The 20,130-nt window shown below is 49.4% G+C and carries 35 protein-coding genes; all 35 read right to left on the bottom strand.

What is annotated here, in order from left to right; genetic code table 11:
- Positions 1–40 precede the first annotated feature (40 nt).
- Entirely contained in the window at positions 41–472 is a 432-nt protein-coding gene (gene zntR, locus Z042_RS06120) for a Zn(2+)-responsive transcriptional regulator (RefSeq protein WP_024912192.1), read from the bottom strand.
- Positions 473–734: 262 nt separating this feature from the next.
- The gene (rplQ, locus tag Z042_RS06115; protein ID WP_004929726.1) at positions 735–1,124 is read right to left on the bottom strand and encodes a 50S ribosomal protein L17; all 390 of its coding nucleotides are present in this window, start codon (positions 1,122–1,124) and stop codon (positions 735–737) included.
- Between the two features lie 40 nt (positions 1,125–1,164).
- The gene (locus Z042_RS06110) at positions 1,165–2,154 is read right to left on the bottom strand and encodes a DNA-directed RNA polymerase subunit alpha (protein ID WP_024912193.1); all 990 of its coding nucleotides are present in this window, start codon (positions 2,152–2,154) and stop codon (positions 1,165–1,167) included.
- A gap of 26 nt (positions 2,155–2,180) precedes the next feature.
- The gene (rpsD, locus tag Z042_RS06105) at positions 2,181–2,801 is read right to left on the bottom strand and encodes a 30S ribosomal protein S4 (protein WP_024912194.1); all 621 of its coding nucleotides are present in this window, start codon (positions 2,799–2,801) and stop codon (positions 2,181–2,183) included.
- 33 nt (positions 2,802–2,834) lie between these two features.
- On the bottom strand, positions 2,835–3,224 hold the full coding sequence (gene rpsK, locus Z042_RS06100; protein WP_004929731.1) for a 30S ribosomal protein S11: 390 nt from the start codon (positions 3,222–3,224) through the stop codon (positions 2,835–2,837).
- Between the two features lie 16 nt (positions 3,225–3,240).
- Positions 3,241–3,597, bottom strand: a complete 357-nt coding sequence (rpsM, locus tag Z042_RS06095; RefSeq protein ID WP_024912195.1) for a 30S ribosomal protein S13 — start codon at positions 3,595–3,597, stop codon at positions 3,241–3,243.
- A gap of 146 nt (positions 3,598–3,743) precedes the next feature.
- The gene (rpmJ, locus tag Z042_RS24830; RefSeq protein WP_071882795.1) at positions 3,744–3,860 is read right to left on the bottom strand and encodes a 50S ribosomal protein L36; all 117 of its coding nucleotides are present in this window, start codon (positions 3,858–3,860) and stop codon (positions 3,744–3,746) included.
- Between the two features lie 33 nt (positions 3,861–3,893).
- Positions 3,894–5,225 (bottom strand): preprotein translocase subunit SecY, encoded by a 1,332-nt coding sequence (secY, locus tag Z042_RS06090; RefSeq protein WP_024912196.1) that lies wholly within the window; start codon positions 5,223–5,225, stop codon positions 3,894–3,896.
- An 8-nt stretch (positions 5,226–5,233) separates the two neighbouring features.
- Positions 5,234–5,668, bottom strand: a complete 435-nt coding sequence (rplO, locus tag Z042_RS06085) for a 50S ribosomal protein L15 (RefSeq protein WP_024912197.1) — start codon at positions 5,666–5,668, stop codon at positions 5,234–5,236.
- 3 nt (positions 5,669–5,671) lie between these two features.
- Positions 5,672–5,851 (bottom strand): 50S ribosomal protein L30, encoded by a 180-nt coding sequence (gene rpmD / locus Z042_RS06080; RefSeq protein ID WP_004956161.1) that lies wholly within the window; start codon positions 5,849–5,851, stop codon positions 5,672–5,674.
- 6 nt (positions 5,852–5,857) lie between these two features.
- Complete coding sequence (gene rpsE / locus Z042_RS06075; RefSeq protein ID WP_004929747.1) at positions 5,858–6,358, bottom strand: 30S ribosomal protein S5; 501 nt, start codon at positions 6,356–6,358, stop codon at positions 5,858–5,860.
- Positions 6,359–6,372: 14 nt separating this feature from the next.
- Positions 6,373–6,726, bottom strand: coding sequence for a 50S ribosomal protein L18 (rplR, locus tag Z042_RS06070; protein WP_024912198.1), 354 nt, complete (start codon positions 6,724–6,726; stop codon positions 6,373–6,375).
- 9 nt (positions 6,727–6,735) lie between these two features.
- A complete protein-coding gene (gene rplF, locus Z042_RS06065; RefSeq protein ID WP_024912199.1) occupies positions 6,736–7,269 on the bottom strand; it encodes a 50S ribosomal protein L6 in 534 nt (177 codons plus the stop codon).
- 14 nt (positions 7,270–7,283) lie between these two features.
- Positions 7,284–7,676, bottom strand: coding sequence for a 30S ribosomal protein S8 (gene rpsH / locus Z042_RS06060; RefSeq protein ID WP_024912200.1), 393 nt, complete (start codon positions 7,674–7,676; stop codon positions 7,284–7,286).
- Between the two features lie 30 nt (positions 7,677–7,706).
- Positions 7,707–8,012, bottom strand: coding sequence for a 30S ribosomal protein S14 (rpsN, locus tag Z042_RS06055; protein ID WP_024912201.1), 306 nt, complete (start codon positions 8,010–8,012; stop codon positions 7,707–7,709).
- A gap of 13 nt (positions 8,013–8,025) precedes the next feature.
- Positions 8,026–8,565 carry a 50S ribosomal protein L5 gene (gene rplE, locus Z042_RS06050; RefSeq protein ID WP_004929756.1) on the bottom strand — a complete coding sequence of 180 codons (540 nt, stop codon included), beginning with the start codon at positions 8,563–8,565 and terminating at the stop codon, positions 8,026–8,028.
- A gap of 14 nt (positions 8,566–8,579) precedes the next feature.
- The gene (gene rplX, locus Z042_RS06045; RefSeq protein WP_024912202.1) at positions 8,580–8,894 is read right to left on the bottom strand and encodes a 50S ribosomal protein L24; all 315 of its coding nucleotides are present in this window, start codon (positions 8,892–8,894) and stop codon (positions 8,580–8,582) included.
- A gap of 10 nt (positions 8,895–8,904) precedes the next feature.
- Positions 8,905–9,276: a 50S ribosomal protein L14 gene (gene rplN / locus Z042_RS06040; RefSeq protein WP_000613954.1), complete on the bottom strand. Its 372-nt coding sequence runs from the start codon at positions 9,274–9,276 to the stop codon at positions 8,905–8,907.
- 166 nt (positions 9,277–9,442) lie between these two features.
- Positions 9,443–9,697, bottom strand: a complete 255-nt coding sequence (rpsQ, locus tag Z042_RS06035) for a 30S ribosomal protein S17 (RefSeq protein ID WP_020837241.1) — start codon at positions 9,695–9,697, stop codon at positions 9,443–9,445.
- Positions 9,698–9,889 carry a 50S ribosomal protein L29 gene (gene rpmC / locus Z042_RS06030; protein WP_024912203.1) on the bottom strand — a complete coding sequence of 64 codons (192 nt, stop codon included), beginning with the start codon at positions 9,887–9,889 and terminating at the stop codon, positions 9,698–9,700.
- A complete protein-coding gene (rplP, locus tag Z042_RS06025) occupies positions 9,889–10,299 on the bottom strand; it encodes a 50S ribosomal protein L16 (protein ID WP_023489871.1) in 411 nt (136 codons plus the stop codon). The genes rpmC and rplP overlap by 1 nt, the downstream gene beginning before the upstream one ends.
- Before the next feature lie 12 nt (positions 10,300–10,311).
- Positions 10,312–11,010: a 30S ribosomal protein S3 gene (gene rpsC, locus Z042_RS06020; protein WP_004956187.1), complete on the bottom strand. Its 699-nt coding sequence runs from the start codon at positions 11,008–11,010 to the stop codon at positions 10,312–10,314.
- A gap of 17 nt (positions 11,011–11,027) precedes the next feature.
- Entirely contained in the window at positions 11,028–11,360 is a 333-nt protein-coding gene (rplV, locus tag Z042_RS06015; protein WP_024912204.1) for a 50S ribosomal protein L22, read from the bottom strand.
- 14 nt (positions 11,361–11,374) lie between these two features.
- On the bottom strand, positions 11,375–11,653 hold the full coding sequence (rpsS, locus tag Z042_RS06010) for a 30S ribosomal protein S19 (RefSeq protein WP_004929772.1): 279 nt from the start codon (positions 11,651–11,653) through the stop codon (positions 11,375–11,377).
- A 14-nt stretch (positions 11,654–11,667) separates the two neighbouring features.
- Positions 11,668–12,492, bottom strand: coding sequence for a 50S ribosomal protein L2 (rplB, locus tag Z042_RS06005; RefSeq protein ID WP_024912205.1), 825 nt, complete (start codon positions 12,490–12,492; stop codon positions 11,668–11,670).
- 18 nt (positions 12,493–12,510) lie between these two features.
- Positions 12,511–12,813, bottom strand: a complete 303-nt coding sequence (gene rplW / locus Z042_RS06000; RefSeq protein ID WP_024912206.1) for a 50S ribosomal protein L23 — start codon at positions 12,811–12,813, stop codon at positions 12,511–12,513.
- The gene (gene rplD, locus Z042_RS05995; protein ID WP_004929779.1) at positions 12,810–13,415 is read right to left on the bottom strand and encodes a 50S ribosomal protein L4; all 606 of its coding nucleotides are present in this window, start codon (positions 13,413–13,415) and stop codon (positions 12,810–12,812) included. Before rplD ends, rplW begins: the two co-directional genes overlap by 4 nt.
- A gap of 10 nt (positions 13,416–13,425) precedes the next feature.
- The gene (gene rplC / locus Z042_RS05990) at positions 13,426–14,055 is read right to left on the bottom strand and encodes a 50S ribosomal protein L3 (RefSeq protein ID WP_024912207.1); all 630 of its coding nucleotides are present in this window, start codon (positions 14,053–14,055) and stop codon (positions 13,426–13,428) included.
- A 32-nt stretch (positions 14,056–14,087) separates the two neighbouring features.
- Entirely contained in the window at positions 14,088–14,399 is a 312-nt protein-coding gene (gene rpsJ, locus Z042_RS05985) for a 30S ribosomal protein S10 (protein WP_001181005.1), read from the bottom strand.
- A 370-nt stretch (positions 14,400–14,769) separates the two neighbouring features.
- Positions 14,770–15,249 carry a bacterioferritin gene (gene bfr, locus Z042_RS05980; RefSeq protein WP_024912208.1) on the bottom strand — a complete coding sequence of 160 codons (480 nt, stop codon included), beginning with the start codon at positions 15,247–15,249 and terminating at the stop codon, positions 14,770–14,772.
- A gap of 74 nt (positions 15,250–15,323) precedes the next feature.
- Complete coding sequence (gene bfd / locus Z042_RS24825; RefSeq protein ID WP_071882794.1) at positions 15,324–15,518, bottom strand: bacterioferritin-associated ferredoxin; 195 nt, start codon at positions 15,516–15,518, stop codon at positions 15,324–15,326.
- Positions 15,519–15,649: 131 nt separating this feature from the next.
- Positions 15,650–16,834: an elongation factor Tu gene (gene tuf, locus Z042_RS05975; protein WP_025297183.1), complete on the bottom strand. Its 1,185-nt coding sequence runs from the start codon at positions 16,832–16,834 to the stop codon at positions 15,650–15,652.
- A 70-nt stretch (positions 16,835–16,904) separates the two neighbouring features.
- The gene (fusA, locus tag Z042_RS05970) at positions 16,905–19,013 is read right to left on the bottom strand and encodes an elongation factor G (RefSeq protein ID WP_024914453.1); all 2,109 of its coding nucleotides are present in this window, start codon (positions 19,011–19,013) and stop codon (positions 16,905–16,907) included.
- Between the two features lie 95 nt (positions 19,014–19,108).
- A complete protein-coding gene (rpsG, locus tag Z042_RS05965) occupies positions 19,109–19,579 on the bottom strand; it encodes a 30S ribosomal protein S7 (RefSeq protein ID WP_004956203.1) in 471 nt (156 codons plus the stop codon).
- A 96-nt stretch (positions 19,580–19,675) separates the two neighbouring features.
- Positions 19,676–20,050, bottom strand: coding sequence for a 30S ribosomal protein S12 (gene rpsL, locus Z042_RS05960; RefSeq protein WP_024914452.1), 375 nt, complete (start codon positions 20,048–20,050; stop codon positions 19,676–19,678).
- Positions 20,051–20,130 lie beyond the last annotated feature (80 nt).

Below are 20,130 nucleotides of genomic sequence, written 5' to 3'. Positions count from 1 at the left end.
AATACTGCTGTGCAGATAAAAATTAAAGTGTCGGGAACGTTCAGACTGATTTTTTACTCTTGTCTTCGCTCGCGCCTTGCTCCAAAGCCTCCAGAATAGAACAGTAGTTACTGGTATGAGCACTGCCACAACAGGCATCACTAAGCCTTTTAAGAGATTCATGCATTCTCGTAAGCTCCATAAGCTTGTTTTCTACCTCACGCAGCCTGGCATCGACAATAGATTTGGATTCTTTGCAAGTATGATGTTCAGGATCTACACGAATCGACAGAAGTTCTGCAATGGTTTCCAACGTGAAGCCAAGTTGCTTTGCGTAACGGATAAAACGTAAACGCTGCAAATCCTGTTCACTATACAAACGATAGCCACCCTCCGTACGAGTATTGTGCCCCATCATGCCTTGCTTTTCATAATAACGGACAGTATCTGGCGTAACATCCGCGAACTTTGCTAATTGGCCAATTTTAAACATCTTTGCTCCCCGGAATTGAATTTTTTATCAAAAGTTGCTGACGCCTCCATGCTGGAAATTCACGCTTATCGCCACCAAACCACTGACGAGCTCCACCCAAGCATTGATTGCAGAAACGCGTAGTCAATTTGATTTACAGTATTAGCAAGCATAACGGATAAAAAGAAGGATCTTAAGATGTGTCGATGCCGGGAGATGTTTTCGTTCTGATTAATAGACGTAAAAAAACCGGGCAAGCCCGGTTTTTTTACGCGTCTACAGATTACTCTGCAGTTGCCACTTCTGCTTGAGACTCAGCACGATCAACCAGCTCGATGTATGCCATCGGCGCGTTGTCGCCTGCGCGGAAGCCACACTTCAGAATGCGAGTGTAACCACCGGCACGGCTCGCAAAACGCGGGCCTAGCTCGTTAAACAGTTTTGCCACGATCTCGTTATCACGAGTACGGGCGAATGCCAGACGACGATTAGCTACGCTGTCGGTCTTGGCAAGAGTAATCAGCGGCTCAACAACGCGACGCAGCTCTTTCGCTTTTGGCAGGGTCGTCTTGATGATTTCATGACGAACCAAAGAGCCGGCCATGTTACGGAACATAGCCTGGCGATGGCTGCTGTTACGGTTCAGTTGACGACCACTCTTACGATGGCGCATGACCTTATCCTTCTCAGTAAAACCTTAACCTGTGATCCGGTTACTCGTCAGCAATGCTTGCTGGTGGCCAGTTTTCCAGGCGCATGCCCAGAGACAAACCACGCGAAGCCAGCACGTCTTTAATCTCAGTAAGAGATTTTTTACCCAGGTTAGGCGTTTTCAGCAACTCAACCTCGGTACGCTGTACCAGATCACCGATGTAGTGGATAGCTTCTGCCTTGAGGCAGTTAGCAGAGCGGACAGTCAATTCCAGATCGTCAACAGGGCGCAGTAGGATCGGATCAAATTCTGGTTTCTCTTCTTTCACTTCCGGCTGACGAACATCACGTAAGTCAACGAAAGCTTCCAGTTGTTCTGCCAGAATGGTTGCCGCACGGCGGATCGCCTCTTCAGGATCGATCGTACCATTGGTTTCCATCTCGATTACCAACTTGTCCAGATCAGTACGCTGTTCTACACGCGCTGCTTCAACATTGTAGGCAATACGCTCTACAGGGCTATAGCAGGCATCAACCAACAGACGGCCAATCGGGCGCTCATCTTCTTCCGAATGAATTCGGGCAGAAGCCGGCACATAACCACGACCACGCTGAACTTTGATACGCATGCCGATAGCAGCATTCTCATCAGTCAGGTGGCAGATCACGTGCTGTGGTTTGACGATTTCGACATCACCATCATGGGTAATGTCGGCAGCGGTCACAGGGCCAATGCCAGATTTATTCAAGGTAAGGATAACTTCGTCTTTGCCTTGAACTCTCACCGCCAGCCCTTTCAGGTTGAGCAGGATCTCCAGGATATCTTCCTGTACGCCTTCTTTGGTGCTGTACTCATGCAGTACACCATCAATCTCAACCTCGGTCACCGCGCAACCCGGCATAGATGAAAGCAGAATACGGCGCAGTGCGTTGCCAAGAGTATGGCCAAAGCCACGCTCTAAAGGCTCAAGGGTCACCTTGGCGTGCGTCGAACTGACTTGCTCGATATCTACCAGGCGCGGTTTTAGAAACTCTGTCACAGAACCCTGCATTGTGTCCTCTCTTTGAAACTCAAGCTTTACTTGGAGTAAAGCTCGACGATCAGGTGTTCGTTAATGTCTGCCGACAGATCAGTACGTTCAGGAATACGCTTGAACACACCTTCCATCTTCGCAGCATCAACTTCCAGCCAGGTTGGCTTTTCACGCTGTTCAGCCAGCTCCAGAGAAGCCTTAACACGAGACTGCTTTTTAGCTTTCTCGCGGATGCTGACTACGTCATTCGGAGATACCTGATAAGAAGCGATGTTGACAACGCGGCCATTCACCATAATTGCTTTATGGCTGACCAACTGACGTGCTTCAGCACGAGTGGCACCAAAGCCCATACGGTAAACAACGTTGTCCAAACGACCTTCCAGAAGAGCCAACAGGTTTTCACCTGTGTTGCCTTTCAGGCGAGTTGCTTCTTTGTAATAGTTACGGAACTGGCGTTCCAGAACACCGTACATACGGCGAACTTTTTGCTTCTCACGTAACTGAACACCATAGTCAGACAAACGCGGTTTACGCGCACCGTGTTGACCTGGTGGTTGTTCTAATTTGCATTTTGAATCTATCGCGCGAACGCCAGACTTCAGGAACAGGTCTGTGCCCTCACGGCGGCTAAGCTTGAGCTTAGGACCCAAATATCTTGCCATTTTCTTTCTCCAACAATCCGAAAAGCAGGGGCGTTACACGCGACGCTTTTTCGGCGGACGACAACCGTTATGAGGGATCGGAGTCACATCAGTGATATTAGTGATGCGGAAACCAGCCGCGTTCAGAGCGCGGATAGTAGACTCACGACCAGGACCAGGTCCTTTAACCATAACTTCCAGGTTCTTGATACCGTATTCTTTTACTGCGTCAGCACAACGTTCAGCTGCAACCTGAGCTGCAAACGGAGTTGACTTACGAGAACCACGGAAACCGGAACCACCGGCAGTTGCCCAACCCAAAGCATTACCCTGACGATCGGTAATAGTTACAATGGTGTTGTTGAAAGAAGCATGGATATGAGCCACGCCGTCAGAGACTTGCTTTCTTACACGCTTACGTGTACGAACAGGTGCCTTTGCCATTATTCAATCACCCCGATTATTTCTTGATCGGTTTACGCGGACCCTTACGGGTACGTGCGTTGGTCTTAGTACGCTGACCGCGCACTGGCAGACCACGACGATGGCGTAAACCACGATATGTACCAAGATCCATCAGACGCTTGATGCTCAGGGTAACTTCACGACGCAAATCACCTTCGACAGTGAATTTGGCAACTGCTTCACGCAGCTGTTCAATTTGCTCTTCAGACAGCTCACTGATCTTAACACTTTCGGCAATACCCGTAGCAGCACAGATAGACTGTGAACGGGTTTTACCGATTCCGAAAATCGACGTTAAGGCGATAACGGTATGTTTATGATCAGGAATGTTAATGCCTGCTATACGGGCCACTATGCACTCCTACTTATTTTTACAGCAACACCATTCTGAAAAGCCCGTTTTCAGGATACTCAAATAATGTTGCAGCTACATATAAAAGATTGGCTGGCTAATCTAGCCAGCTCAACCCAACTTTGCAAGAAAAATATGCGAGATAATCAGCCTTGACGCTGTTTATGCTTCGGCTCGGCACTGCAAATCACACGAATAACACCGTTACGCTTAACGATTTTGCAGTTACGACATAATTTCTTGACGGAAGCACGAACTTTCATTTTTACTCTCCGTAACTTCTCAAACGCGCCTGACTAGCGGTTATAGCCTTTCAGGTTTGCTTTCTTCAATGCAGACTCATACTGACTTGACATCATCAGAGTTTGCACTTGAGCCATAAAGTCCATGATGACAACAACCACGATCAGTAGAGAAGTACCACCAAAATAAAACGGTACTTTCATTGCATCACGCATGAACTCCGGGATCAGGCAGATGAAAGTAATGTACATCGCGCCCACCAGGGTTAAACGCGTCATTACCTTATCGATATACTTCGCCGTTTGCTCTCCCGGACGAATTCCTGGTACGAAGGCACCGGACTTCTTCAGGTTATCTGCTGTTTCACGCGGATTGAAAACCAACGCCGTGTAGAAGAAACAGAAGAAGATGATTGCAGATGCATAGAGTAACACATAAAGCGGTTGCCCAGGCTGCAAATATAGCGAAATCGTTGTCAGCCAGTTCCAACCGGTACCGCCCCCAAACCAGGATGCAATCGTGGCAGGGAACAGAATAATACTGGAAGCAAAGATTGCCGGGATCACCCCTGCCATATTCACTTTCAGCGGTAAGTGTGTGCTCTGTGCTGCGTAAACACGACGACCTTGTTGACGTTTCGCATAGTTAACAACGATACGACGTTGACCACGCTCAATGAAAACAACGAAGAAGGTTACTGCAAACACTAAGACTGCAACCAACAGCAACAGGAGGAAGTGCAGGTCGCCTTGCCGAGCTTGCTCAATAGTATGACCGATTGCCGGCGGTAAACCCGCCACAATACCCGCAAAGATAATGATCGAGATACCGTTACCGATACCACGTTCAGTAATCTGCTCACCTAGCCACATCAGGAACATTGTCCCAGTAACCAGACTCACAACCGCAGTAAAGTAGAATGCAAAACCTGGGTTTAACACCAGGCCCTGCATACCAGGCATATTCGGTAGACCGGTAGCAATACCGATCGATTGGAATATGGCCAATACCAGCGTACCGTAACGGGTGTACTGACTAATCTTGCGACGGCCAGCCTCCCCTTCTTTCTTGATCTCCGCTAACGTTGGGTGAACCACCGTTAACAGCTGGATAATGATCGACGCCGAAATATACGGCATGATCCCCAGCGCAAAGATAGAAGCACGGCTGAGAGCACCACCAGAGAACATGTTAAACATTTCAATGATGGTGCCTCTTTGCTGCTCAAGCAATTTGGCAAGCACAGTGGCATCGATACCAGGAATCGGAATAAAAGAGCCGATGCGGAAAACAATCAGCGCGCCGATAACAAACAAAAGTCTGCGCTTCAGCTCGCCGAGTCCGCCTTTAGCACTTTGAAAATCTAATCCTGGTTGCTTAGCCATTCGCTCACTTATTCCTCAATTTTACCGCCAGCAGCTTCGATAGCAGCACGAGCGCCTTTGGTGACACGCAGACCACGCAGGGTAACCGGACGAGCGATTTCGCCAGAAAGCATAACTTTCGCGAACTCGATCTGGGTACCAACAACGTTAGCGGCTTTCAGCGTGTTCAGGTCGATTACGTCGCCTTCGATCAGAGCCAGTTCAGACAGACGAACTTCTGCCGTAATCATAGCTTTGCGAGAGGTGAAGCCGAATTTCGGCAAACGACGATATAAAGGCATCTGACCACCTTCAAAACCACGACGTACGCCACCGCCAGAACGAGACTTCTGACCTTTGTGACCACGGCCGCCGGTTTTACCCAGGCCAGAACCAATACCACGACCTACACGCTTCGGCGCATGCTTGGCACCTTCAGCCGGAGACAGAGTATTTAAACGCATCTGTTACTCCTCAACCTTAACCATGTAGGAAACCAGGTTGATCATACCGCGTACAGCAGGAGTATCCTCGCGCTCTACGGTGTGACCAATACGACGCAGACCCAGACCGAGCAGTGTAGCTTTATGCTTCGGCAGACGGCCAATGGAGCTGCGAACTTGTGTAACTTTGATAGTCTTAGCCATGGTCAATTACCCCAGAATGTCTGCAACGGATTTACCACGCTTGGCAGCGACCATTTCAGGAGACTTCATATTTGCCAGAGCATCGATAGTTGCACGAACCACGTTAATCGGGTTGGTGGAACCATAAGCTTTGGCCAATACGTTGTGCACCCCAGCAACTTCGAGAACGGCGCGCATTGCACCACCCGCGATGATACCGGTACCTTCATGAGCTGGCTGCATGAACACACGGGAACCCGTATGAGCACCTTTAACAGGGTGCTGCAGGGTGCCGCTGTTCAGCGCGACATTCATCATGTTGCGACGGGCTTTTTCCATCGCTTTCTGGATCGCTGCTGGAACTTCGCGTGCTTTGCCGTAGCCAAAACCAACGCGACCGTTACCATCACCAACGACTGTCAGTGCGGTAAAGCTGAAAATACGGCCACCTTTTACGGTTTTAGATACGCGATTTACCGCGATCAGCTTTTCCTGCAGTTCGCCAGCTTGTTTTTCGATGTGAGCCATCTTAAACCTCTTCCTTAGAACTGAAGGCCAGCTTCACGGGCAGCATCTGCCAGTGCCTGGACTCGACCATGATATTGGAAACCGGAACGGTCAAAGGAGACTTTCGCAATCCCTTTTTCCAACGCGCGCTCAGCCAGAGCTTTACCTACAGCTGCAGCTGCGTCTTTGTTACCGGAATACTTCAGTTGCTCAGTGATAGCTTTTTCTACAGTAGAAGCGGCTACCAGTACTTCAGAACCATTTGGAGCAATAACCTGTGCGTAAATGTGACGCGGGGTACGATGTACCACCAGGCGGGTTGCCCCCAGTTCTTTGAGCTTACGGCGTGCGCGGGTCGCACGACGGATACGAGCAGATTTCTTATCCATAGTGTTACCTTACTTCTTCTTAGCCTCTTTGGTACGCACGACTTCGTCGGCGTAACGGACACCTTTGCCTTTATAAGGCTCAGGACGGCGGTAGGCACGCAGATCTGCAGCAACCTGGCCAATAACTTGTTTATCGGCGCCTTTCAGCACGATTTCAGTTTGGCTTGGGCATTCAGCAGTAATACCTGCTGGCAGCTGATGATCGATTGGGTGAGAGAAGCCCAAGGCTAAATTCACCACATTGCCTTTAACAGCAGCACGATAACCAACACCTACCAGTTGCAGCTTCTTGGTGAAGCCTTCGGTAACACCGACAACCATTGCGTTCAGCAAAGCGCGCGTAGTACCTGCTTGGGCCCACGCATTGGCAAAACCTTCGCGCGGAGCGAAAGTCAGTGCATTAGCTTCTTGCGTAACGATAACGGCGTCGTGGACTGTACGAGTCAGCTCGCCGTTCTTACCCTTAATCGAAATAACCTGACCGTTGAGTTTTACCTCTACGCCGGCAGGAATGACGACGGGTGCTTTTGCAACACGAGACATTCTTTCCTCCCGAATTAAGCTACGTAGCAGATAATCTCGCCACCAAGACCAGCTTGGCGAGCTGCACGATCGGTCATAACACCTTTAGAGGTAGAAATAACAGCGATACCCAAACCGGCCATAACTTTTGGCAGCGCATCTTTTTTCTTATAGATACGCAGACCTGGACGGCTGATACGCTGAATGCTTTCTACCACTGCCTTGCCCTGGAAGTACTTCAATACCAGTTCCAGAACAGGCTTGGCATCGCCTTCAATTTTAAAATCTTCAATAAAACCTTCTTCCTTCAGCACGTTGGCAATTGCCACTTTCAGCTTGGAGGAAGGCATGGTGACCGCAACTTTGTTCGCGGCTTGACCGTTACGGATACGGGTCAGCATATCCGCGATCGGATCTTGCATGCTCATCTGTCTTTACTCCCGTGATTCAATTGGTAATTACCAGCTAGCCTTTTTCAAGCCTGGTACTTCACCGCGCATGGCGGCTTCACGAAGCTTAATACGGCTCAACCCGAATTTGCCCACATAACCATGTGGACGGCCAGTTTGGCGGCAGCGTTTACGCTGACGAGACGGGCTGGAATCACGCGGCAGAGTCTGCAGCTTGAGAACAGCATCCCAACGATCTTCGTCGGACGAGTTCACACCAGAAATGATAGCTTTCAATTCCTCGCGTTTAGCGCGGTATTTGTTAGCCAATTTCACACGAACGACTTCGCGTGCTTTCATTGATTGTTTAGCCATTAGTAACCCTGCCTTACTTGCGGAACGGGAAGTTAAAAGCAGCCAACAGCGCGCGGCCTTCATCGTCAGATTTCGCAGTGGTGGTAATGGTAATATCCAAACCACGAACGCGATCAACTTTGTCATAGTCGATTTCTGGGAAGATGATTTGCTCACGCACACCCATGCTGTAGTTACCACGGCCATCGAATGACTTGGCGGACAGGCCACGGAAGTCACGGATACGTGGAACAGCAATGGAAATCAGACGCTCAAAGAACTCCCACATGCGTTCGCCACGCAGAGTTACTTTACAGCCGATCGGATAGCCCTGGCGGATTTTGAAGCCTGCAACAGATTTGCGTGCTTTGGTGATCAACGGTTTTTGACCGGAGATTGCTGCCAAGTCTGCTGCTGCATTATCCAGCAGTTTCTTGTCAGCGATTGCTTCACCAACACCCATATTCAGGGTGATCTTCTCGACCCGAGGGACTTGCATGACAGAGTTGTAATCAAACTGAGACATCAGCTGTTTGACTACCTCGTCTTTGTAGTAATCATGCAGTTTCGCCATCGTCATACTCCAAATTACTTGATAGTTTCGCTGTTAGATTTGAAGAAACGGACTTTTTTGCCATCTTCGAATCTAAAGCCTACACGGTCAGCCTTACCAGTAGCCGCGTTGAACAGTGCAATGTTAGAAACCTGAATAGCAGCTTCTTTTTCAACAATGCCACCTGGTTGGTTCAGAGCCGGAACCGGCTTCTGATGTTTCTTAACCAGGTTGATACCTTCAACAATGACCTTACCAGTAGATAGGACATTTTTTACTTTACCGCGTTTACCTTTATCTTTCCCGGTAAGCACGATAACTTCGTCATCACGACGGATTTTCGCTGCCATGGTTCGCTCCTTAGAGTACTTCTGGTGCCAGAGAGATAATTTTCATGAACTTCTCATTACGCAGTTCACGAGTTACCGGCCCAAAAATACGCGTACCGATAGGTTGCTCGCTGTTATTATTTAAAATAACGCATGCATTACCATCGAAGCGAATGACAGAACCGTCCGGGCGACGTACACCCTTCTTGGTGCGCACCACTACCGCCTTCAGCACATCGCCTTTCTTCACCTTACCGCGAGGAATTGCTTCCTTGATAGTAATTTTGATGATGTCGCCGACGCCTGCGTAGCGACGGTGCGAGCCACCTAGAACCTTGATACACATTACGCGACGCGCACCGGAGTTGTCGGCCACGTTCAGCATAGTCTGTTCTTGGATCATGTTAGTGCTCCGCTAATGTCAACTACAACTTTAGGACCTATTATTAGGTCGTTGAAAAGCCCCAAACCTGAGGGCGCAGCATTATAACACCGCTTCCAAAGTATGGGTAGAAAAAATAAACGGCTCGATTTCTGAGCCGTTTATTAAATTAGAGGCCGCTACTCTATTACAGAATCGCTTTCTCTACAACGCGAACCAACGTCCAAGACTTAGTCTTAGACAGTGGGCGGCATTCGCGGATTTCCACCACGTCGCCGATACCACATTCGTTGTTCTCGTCATGTACGTGCAGCTTAGTCGTACGTTTGATGAATTTCCCGTAGATTGGGTGCTTCACCGTACGCTCGATAGCAACAACCATGGATTTCTCCATTTTGTCACTAACAACACGACCTTGCAGAGTACGGATAATATCAGTCATTTACGCACCCGCCTTTTCAGTCAGTAAAGTCTTAACGCGTGCGACATTACGGCGCACTTGTTTCAACAGGTGAGTTTGTTGCAGTTGGCCACTCGCCGCCTGCATGCGTAAGTTAAATTGCTCACGCAGCAGGTTGAGCAGCTCAGTGTTCAGCTCTTCAACACTTTTTTGACGCAGCTCTTGTGCTTTCATTACATCACCGTCTTAGTTACAAAGGTGGTTTTGATCGGCAGTTTCGCTGCTGCCAGCTTGAATGCTTCACGGGCAATCTCTTCCGGTACACCGTCCATTTCGTACAGGACTTTACCAGGTTGGATCAGGGCAACCCAATACTCCACGTTCCCCTTACCTTTACCCATACGCACTTCAAGCGGCTTCTCGGTGATCGGTTTGTCCGGGAATACACGGATCCAGATCTTACCTTGACGCTTAACTGCACGAGTCATTGCACGACGAGCTGCTTCGATTTGACGAGCAGTCAGACGGCCACGGCCAACAGCTTTCAGACCGAAAGTGCCGAAGCTAACATCCGTACCCTGCGCCAGACCACGGTTGCGGCCTTTGTGCATCTTACGGAATTTTGTACGCTTTGGTTGTAACATCAGCGACTCTCCTTACTTGCGGCCTTTACGCTGCTGCTTTTTAGGTTGAGCAGCCGGTTCCGGTTGTTCAACTGCAGCCATACCACCCAGGATCTCACCTTTGAAGATCCATACCTTAACGCCAATTACACCATAAGTGGTGTGCGCTTCAGATGTGTTGTAATCGATATCCGCACGCAGTGTGTGCAACGGAACACGACCTTCGCGATACCATTCGGTACGCGCGATTTCAGCACCGCCAAGACGGCCACTTACTTCAACTTTGATACCTTTAGCGCCAAGACGCATTGCGTTCTGTACAGCACGCTTCATAGCACGGCGGAACATAACACGACGTTCCAACTGTGAAGTGATGCTGTCAGCAACCAATTTAGCGTCAAGTTCCGGTTTACGGACTTCAGCGATGTTAATCTGCGCAGGAACGCCAGCGATATCCGCTACGACCTTACGCAATTTTTCGACATCTTCACCTTTCTTGCCGATAACGATGCCTGGACGAGCAGTGTGAATAGTCACACGGATGCTCTTCGCTGGGCGCTCGATAACGATGCGAGAAACGGAAGCTTTCGCCAGTTCTTTAGTCAAGAATTGGCGAACTTTAAAGTCGCTGTCCAGGTTGTCAGCGAATTCTTTGGTATTCGCGTACCAAGTAGAGTTCCAAGGTTTGACAATACCCAGGCGAATACCATTAGGATGTACTTTCTGACCCATTGCTAGTCTCCAGAGTCTCAGCGATCGGACACAACCACAGTAATGTGGCTGGTGCGCTTCAGGATGCGATCTGCACGACCTTTCGCACGCGGCATAATGCGCTTCATGCTTGGGCCTTCGTCGACGAAGATTTTCGCGACTTTCAGATCATCGATGTCAGCGCCATCGTTGTGTTCTGCGTTAGCAATGGCAGACTCCAGCACTTTCTTAACCAGACCAGCAGCTTTCTTGTTGGTGTAGGTCAGAGTTTCCAGAGCTTGCGACACTTTCTTACCGCGGATCAGGTCAGCAACAAGGCGAACCTTCTGAGCAGAAGAACGAGCGTGGCGATGTTTAGCGATAGTTTCCATCTCTTCCTCCTACCTTAGCGCTTTTTAGCTTTTTTATCAGCCGCATGGCCGCGATAAGTACGAGTCGGCGCGAATTCACCCAGTTTGTGACCGACCATTTCATCGGAAACGAACACTGGTACGTGCTGACGACCATTATGGACAGCGATGGTCAAACCGATCATGTTAGGAAAGATCGTTGAACGACGGGACCAAGTGCGCAAAGGCTTCTTGTCACCGCTTTCCACCGCTTTCTCTACCTTCTTCAGCAAGTGCAGGTCAATAAAAGGACCTTTCTTGAGAGAACGTGGCATGGCTTATCCTCTAATTATTTTTTACTACGGCGACGTACGATGAACTTGTCAGTACGCTTGTTGCTACGGGTCTTCTTACCTTTGGTCTGAACGCCCCACGGAGTGACCGGGTGCTTACCAAAGTTACGACCTTCACCACCACCGTGCGGGTGATCGACTGGGTTCATCGCCGTACCGCGAACGGTAGGACGAACACCACGCCAACGTGCAGCACCTGCTTTGCCCAAAACGCGAAGCATATGTTCAGCGTTACCGACTTCACCCAAGGTGGCGCGGCAATCAACTGGAACTTTACGCATTTCGCCGGAGCGCAGACGCAGAGTTACGTAGGAACCATCACGTGCAACGATCTGGACGTAAGCACCAGCAGAACGAGCCAGTTGGCCGCCTTTACCTGGTTTCATTTCTACGTTATGAACCGTTGAACCTACTGGGATGTTGCGCATCGGCAGGGTATTACCTGCTTTGATAGCAGCATCGACGCCAGATTGGATCTGGTCACCAGCTTTCAGGCCTTTCGGCGCCAGGATATAACGGCGTTCGCCGTCTTTGTACAGAACCAGCGCGATGTTCGCGGAACGGTTCGGATCGTACTCCAGACGCTCAACCACAGCAGGGATACCATCTTTGTTGCGTTTGAAATCAACCAGACGATAATGTTGCTTATGGCCACCACCGATATGACGAGTGGTGATACGACCATTGTTGTTACGGCCACCACTTTTGCTCAGTTTTTCAAGCAATGGGGCGTAAGGTTTACCCTTGTGCAGCTCAGGGTTAACCACTTTAACAACATGGCGACGACCCGGAGATGTAGGTTTACATTTAACAATTGCCATTGTTCTTACTCCTCCGACTTACTCTGCGCCGCCGATGAAGTCCAGATTCTGGCCTTCTTTCAGGGTGACGTAAGCTTTTTTCCAGTCGCTACGACGACCAACACGCTGACCGTGACGCTTCACTTTCCCTTTTACTACCAGGGTGTTCACGTCTTCGACTTCGACTTCAAACAGTTTCTGCACTGCGGCTTTGATTTCTGCTTTGGTCGCGTCTTTGGCAACTTTAAGAACGATGGTGTTGCTTTTTTCCATCGCAGTAGATGCTTTTTCAGATACGTGCGGTGCACGCAGCACTTTCAGCAAACGTTCTTCACGGATCATGCCAGCATCTCCTCAACTTGCTTCACAGCATCAGCAGTCATAACCACTTTGTCGAAGGCGATCAGGCTAACTGGGTCGATACCTGCTACATCGCGCACGTCAACCTTGTACAGGTTACGCGCAGCCAGGAACAGATTCTCATCCAGTTCACCGGTCACGATCAGCACATCTTCCAGAGCCATATCTTTCAGTTTCTGTGCCAGCAGCTTAGTTTTAGGCGCTTCTACAGAGAACTTTTCGACAACGATCAGACGGTCCTGACGTACCAGTTCGGACAGAATGCTTTTCAGCGCGCCGCGGTACATCTTTTTGTTTACTTTCTGACTGTGGTCCTGTGGCTTGGCAGCGAAGGTCACACCACCGGAACGCCAGATCGGGCTCTTTACAGAACCTGAACGCGCACGGCCAGTACCTTTCTGACGCCACGGTTTCTTACCGGAACCAGTTACTTCAGCACGGGTCTTCTGAGCACGAGTACCTTGACGGGCACCTGCTGCATACGCAACAACAACCTGGTGTACCAGCGCTTCGTTGAAATCACGACCGAAGGTAGTTTCGGAAACAGTCAGCGCGCTTTGCGCGTCTTTCAATACTAATTCCATTGCTATCCCCTTACGCCTTCACAGCTGGTTTAACGATCAGGTTGCCACCAGTTGCGCCCGGTACAGCACCCTTAACCAGCAGCAGGTTGCGCTCAGCGTCAACACGTACTACGTCCAGGCTTTGAACGGTTACACGCTCGTCACCCAGGTGGCCAGCCATTTTCTTGCCTTTAAACACTTTGCCCGGAGTCTGGTTCTGACCGATAGAACCCGGAACGCGGTGAGACAAGGAGTTACCGTGGGTAGCATCTTGGGTACGGAAGTTCCAACGTTTTACAGTACCTGCAAAACCTTTACCTTTAGAAGTACCGGTAACATCGACTTTTTTAACATCAGCGAAAATTTCAACGCTAATTTCCTGACCAGCAGTGAACTCTTGGCCTTCTTCAAGGCGGAATTCCCACAGACCACGGCCAGCTTCGACGCCAGCTTTAGCGAAATGACCCGCTTCCGGTTTGGTCACACGGTTAGCTTTTTTGCTACCGGTAGTGACCTGAATGGCACGGTATCCGTCATTATCCAGGCTTTTAACCTGAGTCACGCGGTTCGCTTCAATTTCAATTACGGTTACTGGGATAGAAACGCCATCTTCAGTGAAGATACGCGTCATACCCACTTTTTTACCGACTAAACCAATCATTGTTTCAACCTCTCAATCGCTCAATGACCTGATTAACCCAGGCTGATCTGCACGTCTACACCGGCAGCCAGATCCAGACGCATCAGAGCATCAACGGTTTTCTCGGTTGGCTCAACGATGTCAACCAGACGCTTGTGAGTGCGGATCTCGTACTGATCACGCGCATCTTTGTTGACGTGCGGAGAGATCAGAACGGTAAAGCGCTCTTTGCGAGTTGGCAGCGGGATCGGACCACGAACTTGCGCACCAGTGCGCTTGGCAGTCTCGACGATTTCCGCAGTTGATTGATCGATCAGACGATGATCAAACGCTTTCAGGCGGATACGGATTCTTTGGTTCTGCATGAGACCAGAGCTCCAATTATTTATAAACGTAAATAATTACTCCTCACACCCATTTCGATTGATGGGGGAGTGTAATCGTCAACATATAACCCCCATATCGGGAGTATTGTTCGATAGACAGAAAACATCTGCTGCTTATCGACTGATTCGCTAAAATCAGGCCACCAAGATTAGGTGAGCCCGCGCATTATACGCAAAATGAGGCAGGAAGCAAGAAGCGGATGGAAATATGTGCAGGGCTCGGAATTCTATTGAGGGGTACAAAACTAACGAAGGGAATCAGACATACAGAAAAACTATGATGGCAACATGTGGTTACCCCCTTGCCTGCCAATTCTCAACCATGCAGGCAAGGGCAAAAAATGGGCAATCAGTCTTTACGTTCCAGCAACTGAGCTTGGGCATAGTTTTGAATACCAAGCCGTTCAATCAGACTTAATTCAGTTTCCAGCCAATCAATGTGCCCTTCTTCATCAGCCAGGACATCCTTCATCAAATCACGGCTGACATAATCATGAATAGAATCTGCATACGCGATACCTTCCCGCAGATTCTTAGCCCCTTCCAATTCCAGAGCCAAATCGGACCTCAACATCTCTTCGATATCTTCACCAATATTTAGCTTGCCGAGATCTTGCAGGTTCGGTATTCCCTCAAGGAACAAAATACGCTCGATATAACGATCGGCATGCTTCATCTCGTCGATCGACTCGCGATATTCCTTGTCATTAAGGCGCATTAAGCCCCAGTTTTTGAACATTCGCGCATGCAGGAAGTATTGATTAATAGCAACCAGCTCGTTGCCGAGCAGTTTGTTGAGGTGAGCAATGAGTTTTTTATCGCCTTTCATAGACAAATCCTCCTGGTCAGTCCTAATAGTGTAGAACTTGTAGACCAAGAGTCAAAAAATAGCCTTACCTTTTGTTAGGCAACTTCATGCATAAGAATAATAGTCGCTCGTTCCTCCACCATAATTTGCCTTGCCTGACGAATGCACTTCCCACAATCGCTACCAATCGGCACTAAATCACGCAGTTGCTTCATGGTATGAGGATTATGCTGACGAACCGCTTTACGGATCGCTTTGTCAGTCACGGCATTACACAGACATACGTACATAGAGAGACTCACTTCTTAACCAATGCAGTAAGTCTAAATAAGAATCGTTTTTATTTCAATTAAGATTTAAATAAGACGCATAAAAAAAGGGTACCGAAGTACCCTTTTTTGTGTTTATAAAGTATTCGCGATTAAGCGATAACTTTAGCAACAACGCCCGCACCAACGGTACGGCCGCCTTCACGGATAGCGAAACGCAGACCGTCATCCATCGCGATTGGGTGGATCAGGGTAACAACCATATTCACGTTATCACCCGGCATTACCATCTCTACGCCTTCTGGCAGTTCGATAGTCCCGGTCACGTCAGTGGTACGGAAGTAGAACTGTGGACGGTAGCCTTTGAAGAATGGCGTATGACGGCCACCTTCTTCTTTGCTCAGGATATACACTTCTGAGTCAAATTTGGTGTGTGGCTTGATAGAACCTGGTTTAGCCAGAACCTGACCACGTTCGATATCTTCACGCTTGATACCACGCAGCAGAACACCCACGTTCTCACCCGCACGGCCTTCGTCCAGCAGTTTGCGGAACATTTCTACGCCGGTACAGGTCGATTTCACGGTGTCTTTGATACCGACGATTTCAACTTCTTCGCCTACCTTGATGATGCCGCGCTCTACACGACCGGTCACCACGGTACCACGACCAGAAATGGAGAAAACGTCTTCGATTGGCAGCAGGAACGGCATATCAATCGCACGCTGTGGTTCTGGGATATAAGAGTCCAGATGACCAGCCAGCTCAATGATTTTCTCTTCCCACTCTGGTACGCCGTTCAACGCTTGCAGTGCTGAACCACGAACCACTGGCAGATCATCACCAGGGAAATCATAGGCAGACAGAAGTTCACGCACTTCCATTTCAACCAGTTCCAGCAGCTCTTCATCATCAACCATGTCACATTTGTTCATGAATACGATGATGAAAGGAACGCCTACCTGGCGGCCCAGCAGGATGTGCTCACGCGTCTGTGGCATTGGGCCATCAGTAGCAGCAACCACCAGAATAGCGCCATCCATCTGAGCAGCACCGGTGATCATGTTTTTCACGTAGTCGGCGTGCCCTGGGCAGTCAACGTGCGCGTAGTGGCGGCTTGGGGTGTCATATTCAACGTGAGAAGTGTTGATGGTGATACCACGTGCTTTTTCTTCTGGCGCGTTATCGATCTGGTCGAAAGCACGAGCGCTACCGCCGTAGGTTTTAGCCAGAACGGTAGTGATTGCAGCAGTCAGGGTAGTTTTACCGTGGTCAACGTGGCCGATAGTACCAACGTTAACGTGCGGTTTGGAACGTTCAAATTTTTCTTTAGACACGGCTATATTCCTTACTCTTATGCTCCCCCCTCATGGAGAGAGCATTGGATCAATGTTTTAAACCCGGAGCTTATTTACCACGGGCTTCGATAACGGCCAGAGCGACGTTGTTCGGCGCTTCAGCATACTTCAGGAACTCCATAGAGTATGAAGCACGGCCCTGGGTCTGAGAACGCAGGTCAGTAGCATAACCAAACATTTCAGACAACGGAACCTGAGCGCGAACGGTTTTACCGGTGGCAGTATCATCCATGCCTTCGATCATACCGCGACGACGGTTCAGGTCACCAATGACGTCACCCATGTAATCTTCAGGGGTTTCGACCTCAACCTTCATTACAGGCTCAAGCAGAACTGGTTTGGCTTTCTTGAACGCATCTTTAAATGCGAGAGAAGCGGCCAATTTAAACGCCAGTTCAGAGGAGTCAACATCGTGGTAAGAACCGAAGTGCAGACGCACTTTGATGTCAACAACTGGATAACCTGCCAGAGGACCAGCTTTCAGCTGCTCCTGAATACCTTTATCAACGGCCGGGATGAATTCCTTAGGAATAGTACCACCCACGATATCGTTGACAAATTCATAACCTACACCACCTGGAGGCAGAGGCATCATATCGATCACAACGTGACCGTACTGACCGCGACCACCAGACTGCTTGGCATGCTTACCTTCAATGTCTTTGACCGTGTCACGAATCGTTTCACGATAAGCAACCTGTGGTTTACCGACGTTCGCTTCCACGTTAAATTCGCGGCGCATACGGTCAACCAAGACATCCAGGTGCAGCTCACCCATACCCGCGATGATAGTCTGACCTGATTCCTCGTCAGTCCATACACGGAATGATGGGTCTTCCTTCGCCAGACGGCCCAGAGCCAGACCCATTTTTTCCTGGTCAGCTTTGGTTTTTGGTTCAACGGCAACCGAAATTACCGGATCTGGGAATTCCATACGCTCAAGAATGATCGGGTTGGCAGGATCGCACAGCGTATCACCAGTCGTCACATCTTTCAGACCGATAGCCGCAGCGATGTCGCCAGCACGAACTTCTTTAATTTCTTCACGCTTGTTGGCGTGCATCTGAACAATACGCCCCAGACGCTCGCGCTGCGCTTTTACTGAGTTCAGTACGGTATCACCAGAGTTAACCACACCGGAGTAAACACGGAAGAACGTCAGGTTACCCACAAATGGGTCGGTCGCGATTTTAAACGCCAGAGCCGAGAACGGCTCTTTGTCGTCTGAATGACGAACCGCAGGGGTGTCTTTACCGTCGTCTAACATGCCGTTGATCGATTCAACGTCAGTAGGCGCAGGCAAGTATTCAACCACCGCATCCAGCATTGCCTGTACGCCTTTGTTTTTAAAAGCAGAACCACAGGTAACCAGGATAATTTCGTTGTTCAGCACACGCTGACGCAGCGCTTTTTTGATTTCTTCCTCGGTCAGCTCTTCGCCGCCCAGGTATTTGTCCATCAGTTCTTCTGACGCTTCCGCAGCAGATTCAACCAGGTTCTGGCGCCACTCTTCGGCCAATTCCTGCATATCCGCAGGGATATCTTCGTATTCGAAGGTCACACCCTGATCTGCATCACTCCAGTTGATGGCTTTCATTTTCACCAAGTCAACAACACCGGTGAATTTCTCTTCTGCGCCGATCGCCAACTGCAGTGGAACTGGGTTCGCCGCCAGACGAGATTTAAGCTGCCCAACAACTTTCAGGAAGTTAGCACCCATACGGTCCATTTTGTTAACGAACGCGATGCGTGGAACTTTATATTTGTTTGCCTGACGCCATACGGTTTCAGACTGCGGCTGAACGCCACCAACCGCACAGTAAACCATCACCGCACCATCAAGCACACGCATGGAACGTTCTACTTCGATGGTGAAGTCAACGTGCCCTGGGGTATCGATGATGTTAATACGGTGTGGTTCAAACTGCTTAGCCATACCTGACCAGAAGGCAGTAGTCGCAGCAGAAGTGATAGTAATACCACGTTCCTGCTCCTGCTCCATCCAGTCCATGGTCGCGGTGCCTTCGTGCGTTTCACCAATTTTATGGTTTACACCGGTATAGAACAGAATACGTTCGGTAGTGGTGGTCTTACCGGCGTCGATGTGAGCACTGATACCGATATTACGGTAGCGCGCAATGGGCGTTGTACGAGCCATTTGATTCCTCTATCTACTAGGTCGTTCATTCGATTAAGCCATGCAGACCGCTTTGTTAAGCGCCCTCGCATGGCTAGCATGACTACAGCATGGAATTACCAGCGGTAGTGGGCGAACGCCTTGTTGGCTTCTGCCATACGGTGAACGTCTTCACGCTTCTTAACAGCAGAACCTTTGTTCTCTGCTGCATCAGACAGCTCGTTCGCCAGGCGCAGAGCCATGGATTTATCACCGCGTTTACGAGCAGCATCAACGATCCAACGCATTGCCAAAGCATTACGACGAACCGGACGAACTTCAACTGGTACCTGATAAGTAGAACCACCAACGCGGCGAGACTTAACTTCTACAGTCGGGCGAACGTTGTCGAGAGCTACTTCAAAAGCTTCCAGGTGGTCTTTACCAGAACGCTGAGCCAGGGTTTCCAGCGCGGTATAGACGATTGCTTCTGCAGTAGATTTTTTGCCATCTACCATCAGAATGTTTACAAATTTAGCCAACAGCTCAGATCCGAACTTAGGATCTGGCAGAATTTTACGTTGACCAATAACGCGACGACGTGGCATAGAAATACTCCGTTGTTAATTCAGGATTGTCCAAAACTCTACGAGTTTATTTTGACATTAAAGTGAAAATGTTTGGCCTTACTTAACGGAGAACCATTAAGCCTTTGGTTTCTTCACGCCGTACTTAGAACGAGCTTGCTTACGGTCTTTAACACCGGAGCAGTCAAGCGCACCGCGAACGGTGTGGTAACGCACACCTGGCAAGTCTTTAACACGACCGCCACGAATCAGGATCACGGAGTGTTCCTGCAGGTTATGGCCTTCACCACCGATGTAGGAAGACACTTCGAAACCGTTAGTCAAACGCACACGGCAGACTTTACGCAGTGCAGAGTTTGGTTTTTTCGGAGTGGTAGTATATACGCGGGTACATACACCACGTTTTTGCGGGCAAGCTTCCAGCGCTGGAACGTTGCTTTTAGCAGCTTTCACAGAGCGTGGTTTGCGAACCAGCTGATTAATTGTTGCCATTAAAAAAGCTCCTGGTTTTTGCTTCGTAAACACGTGATAAATCGCCTCGTATGCACGACTGGCAAAGTACGAGGACGCAG

This window comes from Chania multitudinisentens RB-25 (genome assembly GCF_000520015.2).
Taxonomy (GTDB): domain Bacteria; phylum Pseudomonadota; class Gammaproteobacteria; order Enterobacterales; family Enterobacteriaceae; genus Chania; species Chania multitudinisentens.
Note: the sequence above shows the minus strand (reverse complement) of the source record. Positions and strands in the feature narration are given on the sequence as shown.

What these genes read in the sequence shown, in the direction of transcription:
- zntR (WP_024912192.1), bottom strand. Translation starts at nt 472, where the DNA reads ATGTTTAAAATTGGCCAATTAGCAAAGTTCGCGGATGTTACGCCAGAT.
- rplQ (WP_004929726.1), bottom strand. Translation starts at nt 1,124, where the DNA reads ATGCGCCATCGTAAGAGTGGTCGTCAACTGAACCGTAACAGCAGCCAT.
- Z042_RS06110 (WP_024912193.1), bottom strand. Translation starts at nt 2,154, where the DNA reads ATGCAGGGTTCTGTGACAGAGTTTCTAAAACCGCGCCTGGTAGATATC.
- rpsD (WP_024912194.1), bottom strand. Translation starts at nt 2,801, where the DNA reads ATGGCAAGATATTTGGGTCCTAAGCTCAAGCTTAGCCGCCGTGAGGGC.
- rpsK (WP_004929731.1), bottom strand. Translation starts at nt 3,224, where the DNA reads ATGGCAAAGGCACCTGTTCGTACACGTAAGCGTGTAAGAAAGCAAGTC.
- rpmJ (WP_071882795.1), bottom strand. Translation starts at nt 3,860, where the DNA reads ATGAAAGTTCGTGCTTCCGTCAAGAAATTATGTCGTAACTGCAAAATC.
- secY (WP_024912196.1), bottom strand. Translation starts at nt 5,225, where the DNA reads ATGGCTAAGCAACCAGGATTAGATTTTCAAAGTGCTAAAGGCGGACTC.
- rplO (WP_024912197.1), bottom strand. Translation starts at nt 5,668, where the DNA reads ATGCGTTTAAATACTCTGTCTCCGGCTGAAGGTGCCAAGCATGCGCCG.
- rpmD (WP_004956161.1), bottom strand. Translation starts at nt 5,851, where the DNA reads ATGGCTAAGACTATCAAAGTTACACAAGTTCGCAGCTCCATTGGCCGT.
- rpsE (WP_004929747.1), bottom strand. Translation starts at nt 6,358, where the DNA reads ATGGCTCACATCGAAAAACAAGCTGGCGAACTGCAGGAAAAGCTGATC.
- rplR (WP_024912198.1), bottom strand. Translation starts at nt 6,726, where the DNA reads ATGGATAAGAAATCTGCTCGTATCCGTCGTGCGACCCGCGCACGCCGT.
- rplF (WP_024912199.1), bottom strand. Translation starts at nt 7,269, where the DNA reads ATGTCTCGTGTTGCAAAAGCACCCGTCGTCATTCCTGCCGGCGTAGAG.
- rpsH (WP_024912200.1), bottom strand. Translation starts at nt 7,676, where the DNA reads ATGAGCATGCAAGATCCGATCGCGGATATGCTGACCCGTATCCGTAAC.
- rpsN (WP_024912201.1), bottom strand. Translation starts at nt 8,012, where the DNA reads ATGGCTAAACAATCAATGAAAGCACGCGAAGTCGTTCGTGTGAAATTG.
- rplE (WP_004929756.1), bottom strand. Translation starts at nt 8,565, where the DNA reads ATGGCGAAACTGCATGATTACTACAAAGACGAGGTAGTCAAACAGCTG.
- rplX (WP_024912202.1), bottom strand. Translation starts at nt 8,894, where the DNA reads ATGGCAGCGAAAATCCGTCGTGATGACGAAGTTATCGTGCTTACCGGG.
- rplN (WP_000613954.1), bottom strand. Translation starts at nt 9,276, where the DNA reads ATGATCCAAGAACAGACTATGCTGAACGTGGCCGACAACTCCGGTGCG.
- rpsQ (WP_020837241.1), bottom strand. Translation starts at nt 9,697, where the DNA reads ATGACTGATATTATCCGTACTCTGCAAGGTCGTGTTGTTAGTGACAAA.
- rpmC (WP_024912203.1), bottom strand. Translation starts at nt 9,889, where the DNA reads ATGAAAGCACAAGAGCTGCGTCAAAAAAGTGTTGAAGAGCTGAACACT.
- rplP (WP_023489871.1), bottom strand. Translation starts at nt 10,299, where the DNA reads ATGTTACAACCAAAGCGTACAAAATTCCGTAAGATGCACAAAGGCCGC.
- rpsC (WP_004956187.1), bottom strand. Translation starts at nt 11,010, where the DNA reads ATGGGTCAGAAAGTACATCCTAATGGTATTCGCCTGGGTATTGTCAAA.
- rplV (WP_024912204.1), bottom strand. Translation starts at nt 11,360, where the DNA reads ATGGAAACTATCGCTAAACATCGCCACGCTCGTTCTTCTGCTCAGAAG.
- rpsS (WP_004929772.1), bottom strand. Translation starts at nt 11,653, where the DNA reads ATGCCACGTTCTCTCAAGAAAGGTCCTTTTATTGACCTGCACTTGCTG.
- rplB (WP_024912205.1), bottom strand. Translation starts at nt 12,492, where the DNA reads ATGGCAATTGTTAAATGTAAACCTACATCTCCGGGTCGTCGCCATGTT.
- rplW (WP_024912206.1), bottom strand. Translation starts at nt 12,813, where the DNA reads ATGATCCGTGAAGAACGTTTGCTGAAAGTGCTGCGTGCACCGCACGTA.
- rplD (WP_004929779.1), bottom strand. Translation starts at nt 13,415, where the DNA reads ATGGAATTAGTATTGAAAGACGCGCAAAGCGCGCTGACTGTTTCCGAA.
- rplC (WP_024912207.1), bottom strand. Translation starts at nt 14,055, where the DNA reads ATGATTGGTTTAGTCGGTAAAAAAGTGGGTATGACGCGTATCTTCACT.
- rpsJ (WP_001181005.1), bottom strand. Translation starts at nt 14,399, where the DNA reads ATGCAGAACCAAAGAATCCGTATCCGCCTGAAAGCGTTTGATCATCGT.
- bfr (WP_024912208.1), bottom strand. Translation starts at nt 15,249, where the DNA reads ATGAAAGGCGATAAAAAACTCATTGCTCACCTCAACAAACTGCTCGGC.
- bfd (WP_071882794.1), bottom strand. Translation starts at nt 15,518, where the DNA reads ATGTACGTATGTCTGTGTAATGCCGTGACTGACAAAGCGATCCGTAAA.
- fusA (WP_024914453.1), bottom strand. Translation starts at nt 19,013, where the DNA reads ATGGCTCGTACAACGCCCATTGCGCGCTACCGTAATATCGGTATCAGT.
- rpsG (WP_004956203.1), bottom strand. Translation starts at nt 19,579, where the DNA reads ATGCCACGTCGTCGCGTTATTGGTCAACGTAAAATTCTGCCAGATCCT.
- rpsL (WP_024914452.1), bottom strand. Translation starts at nt 20,050, where the DNA reads ATGGCAACAATTAATCAGCTGGTTCGCAAACCACGCTCTGTGAAAGCT.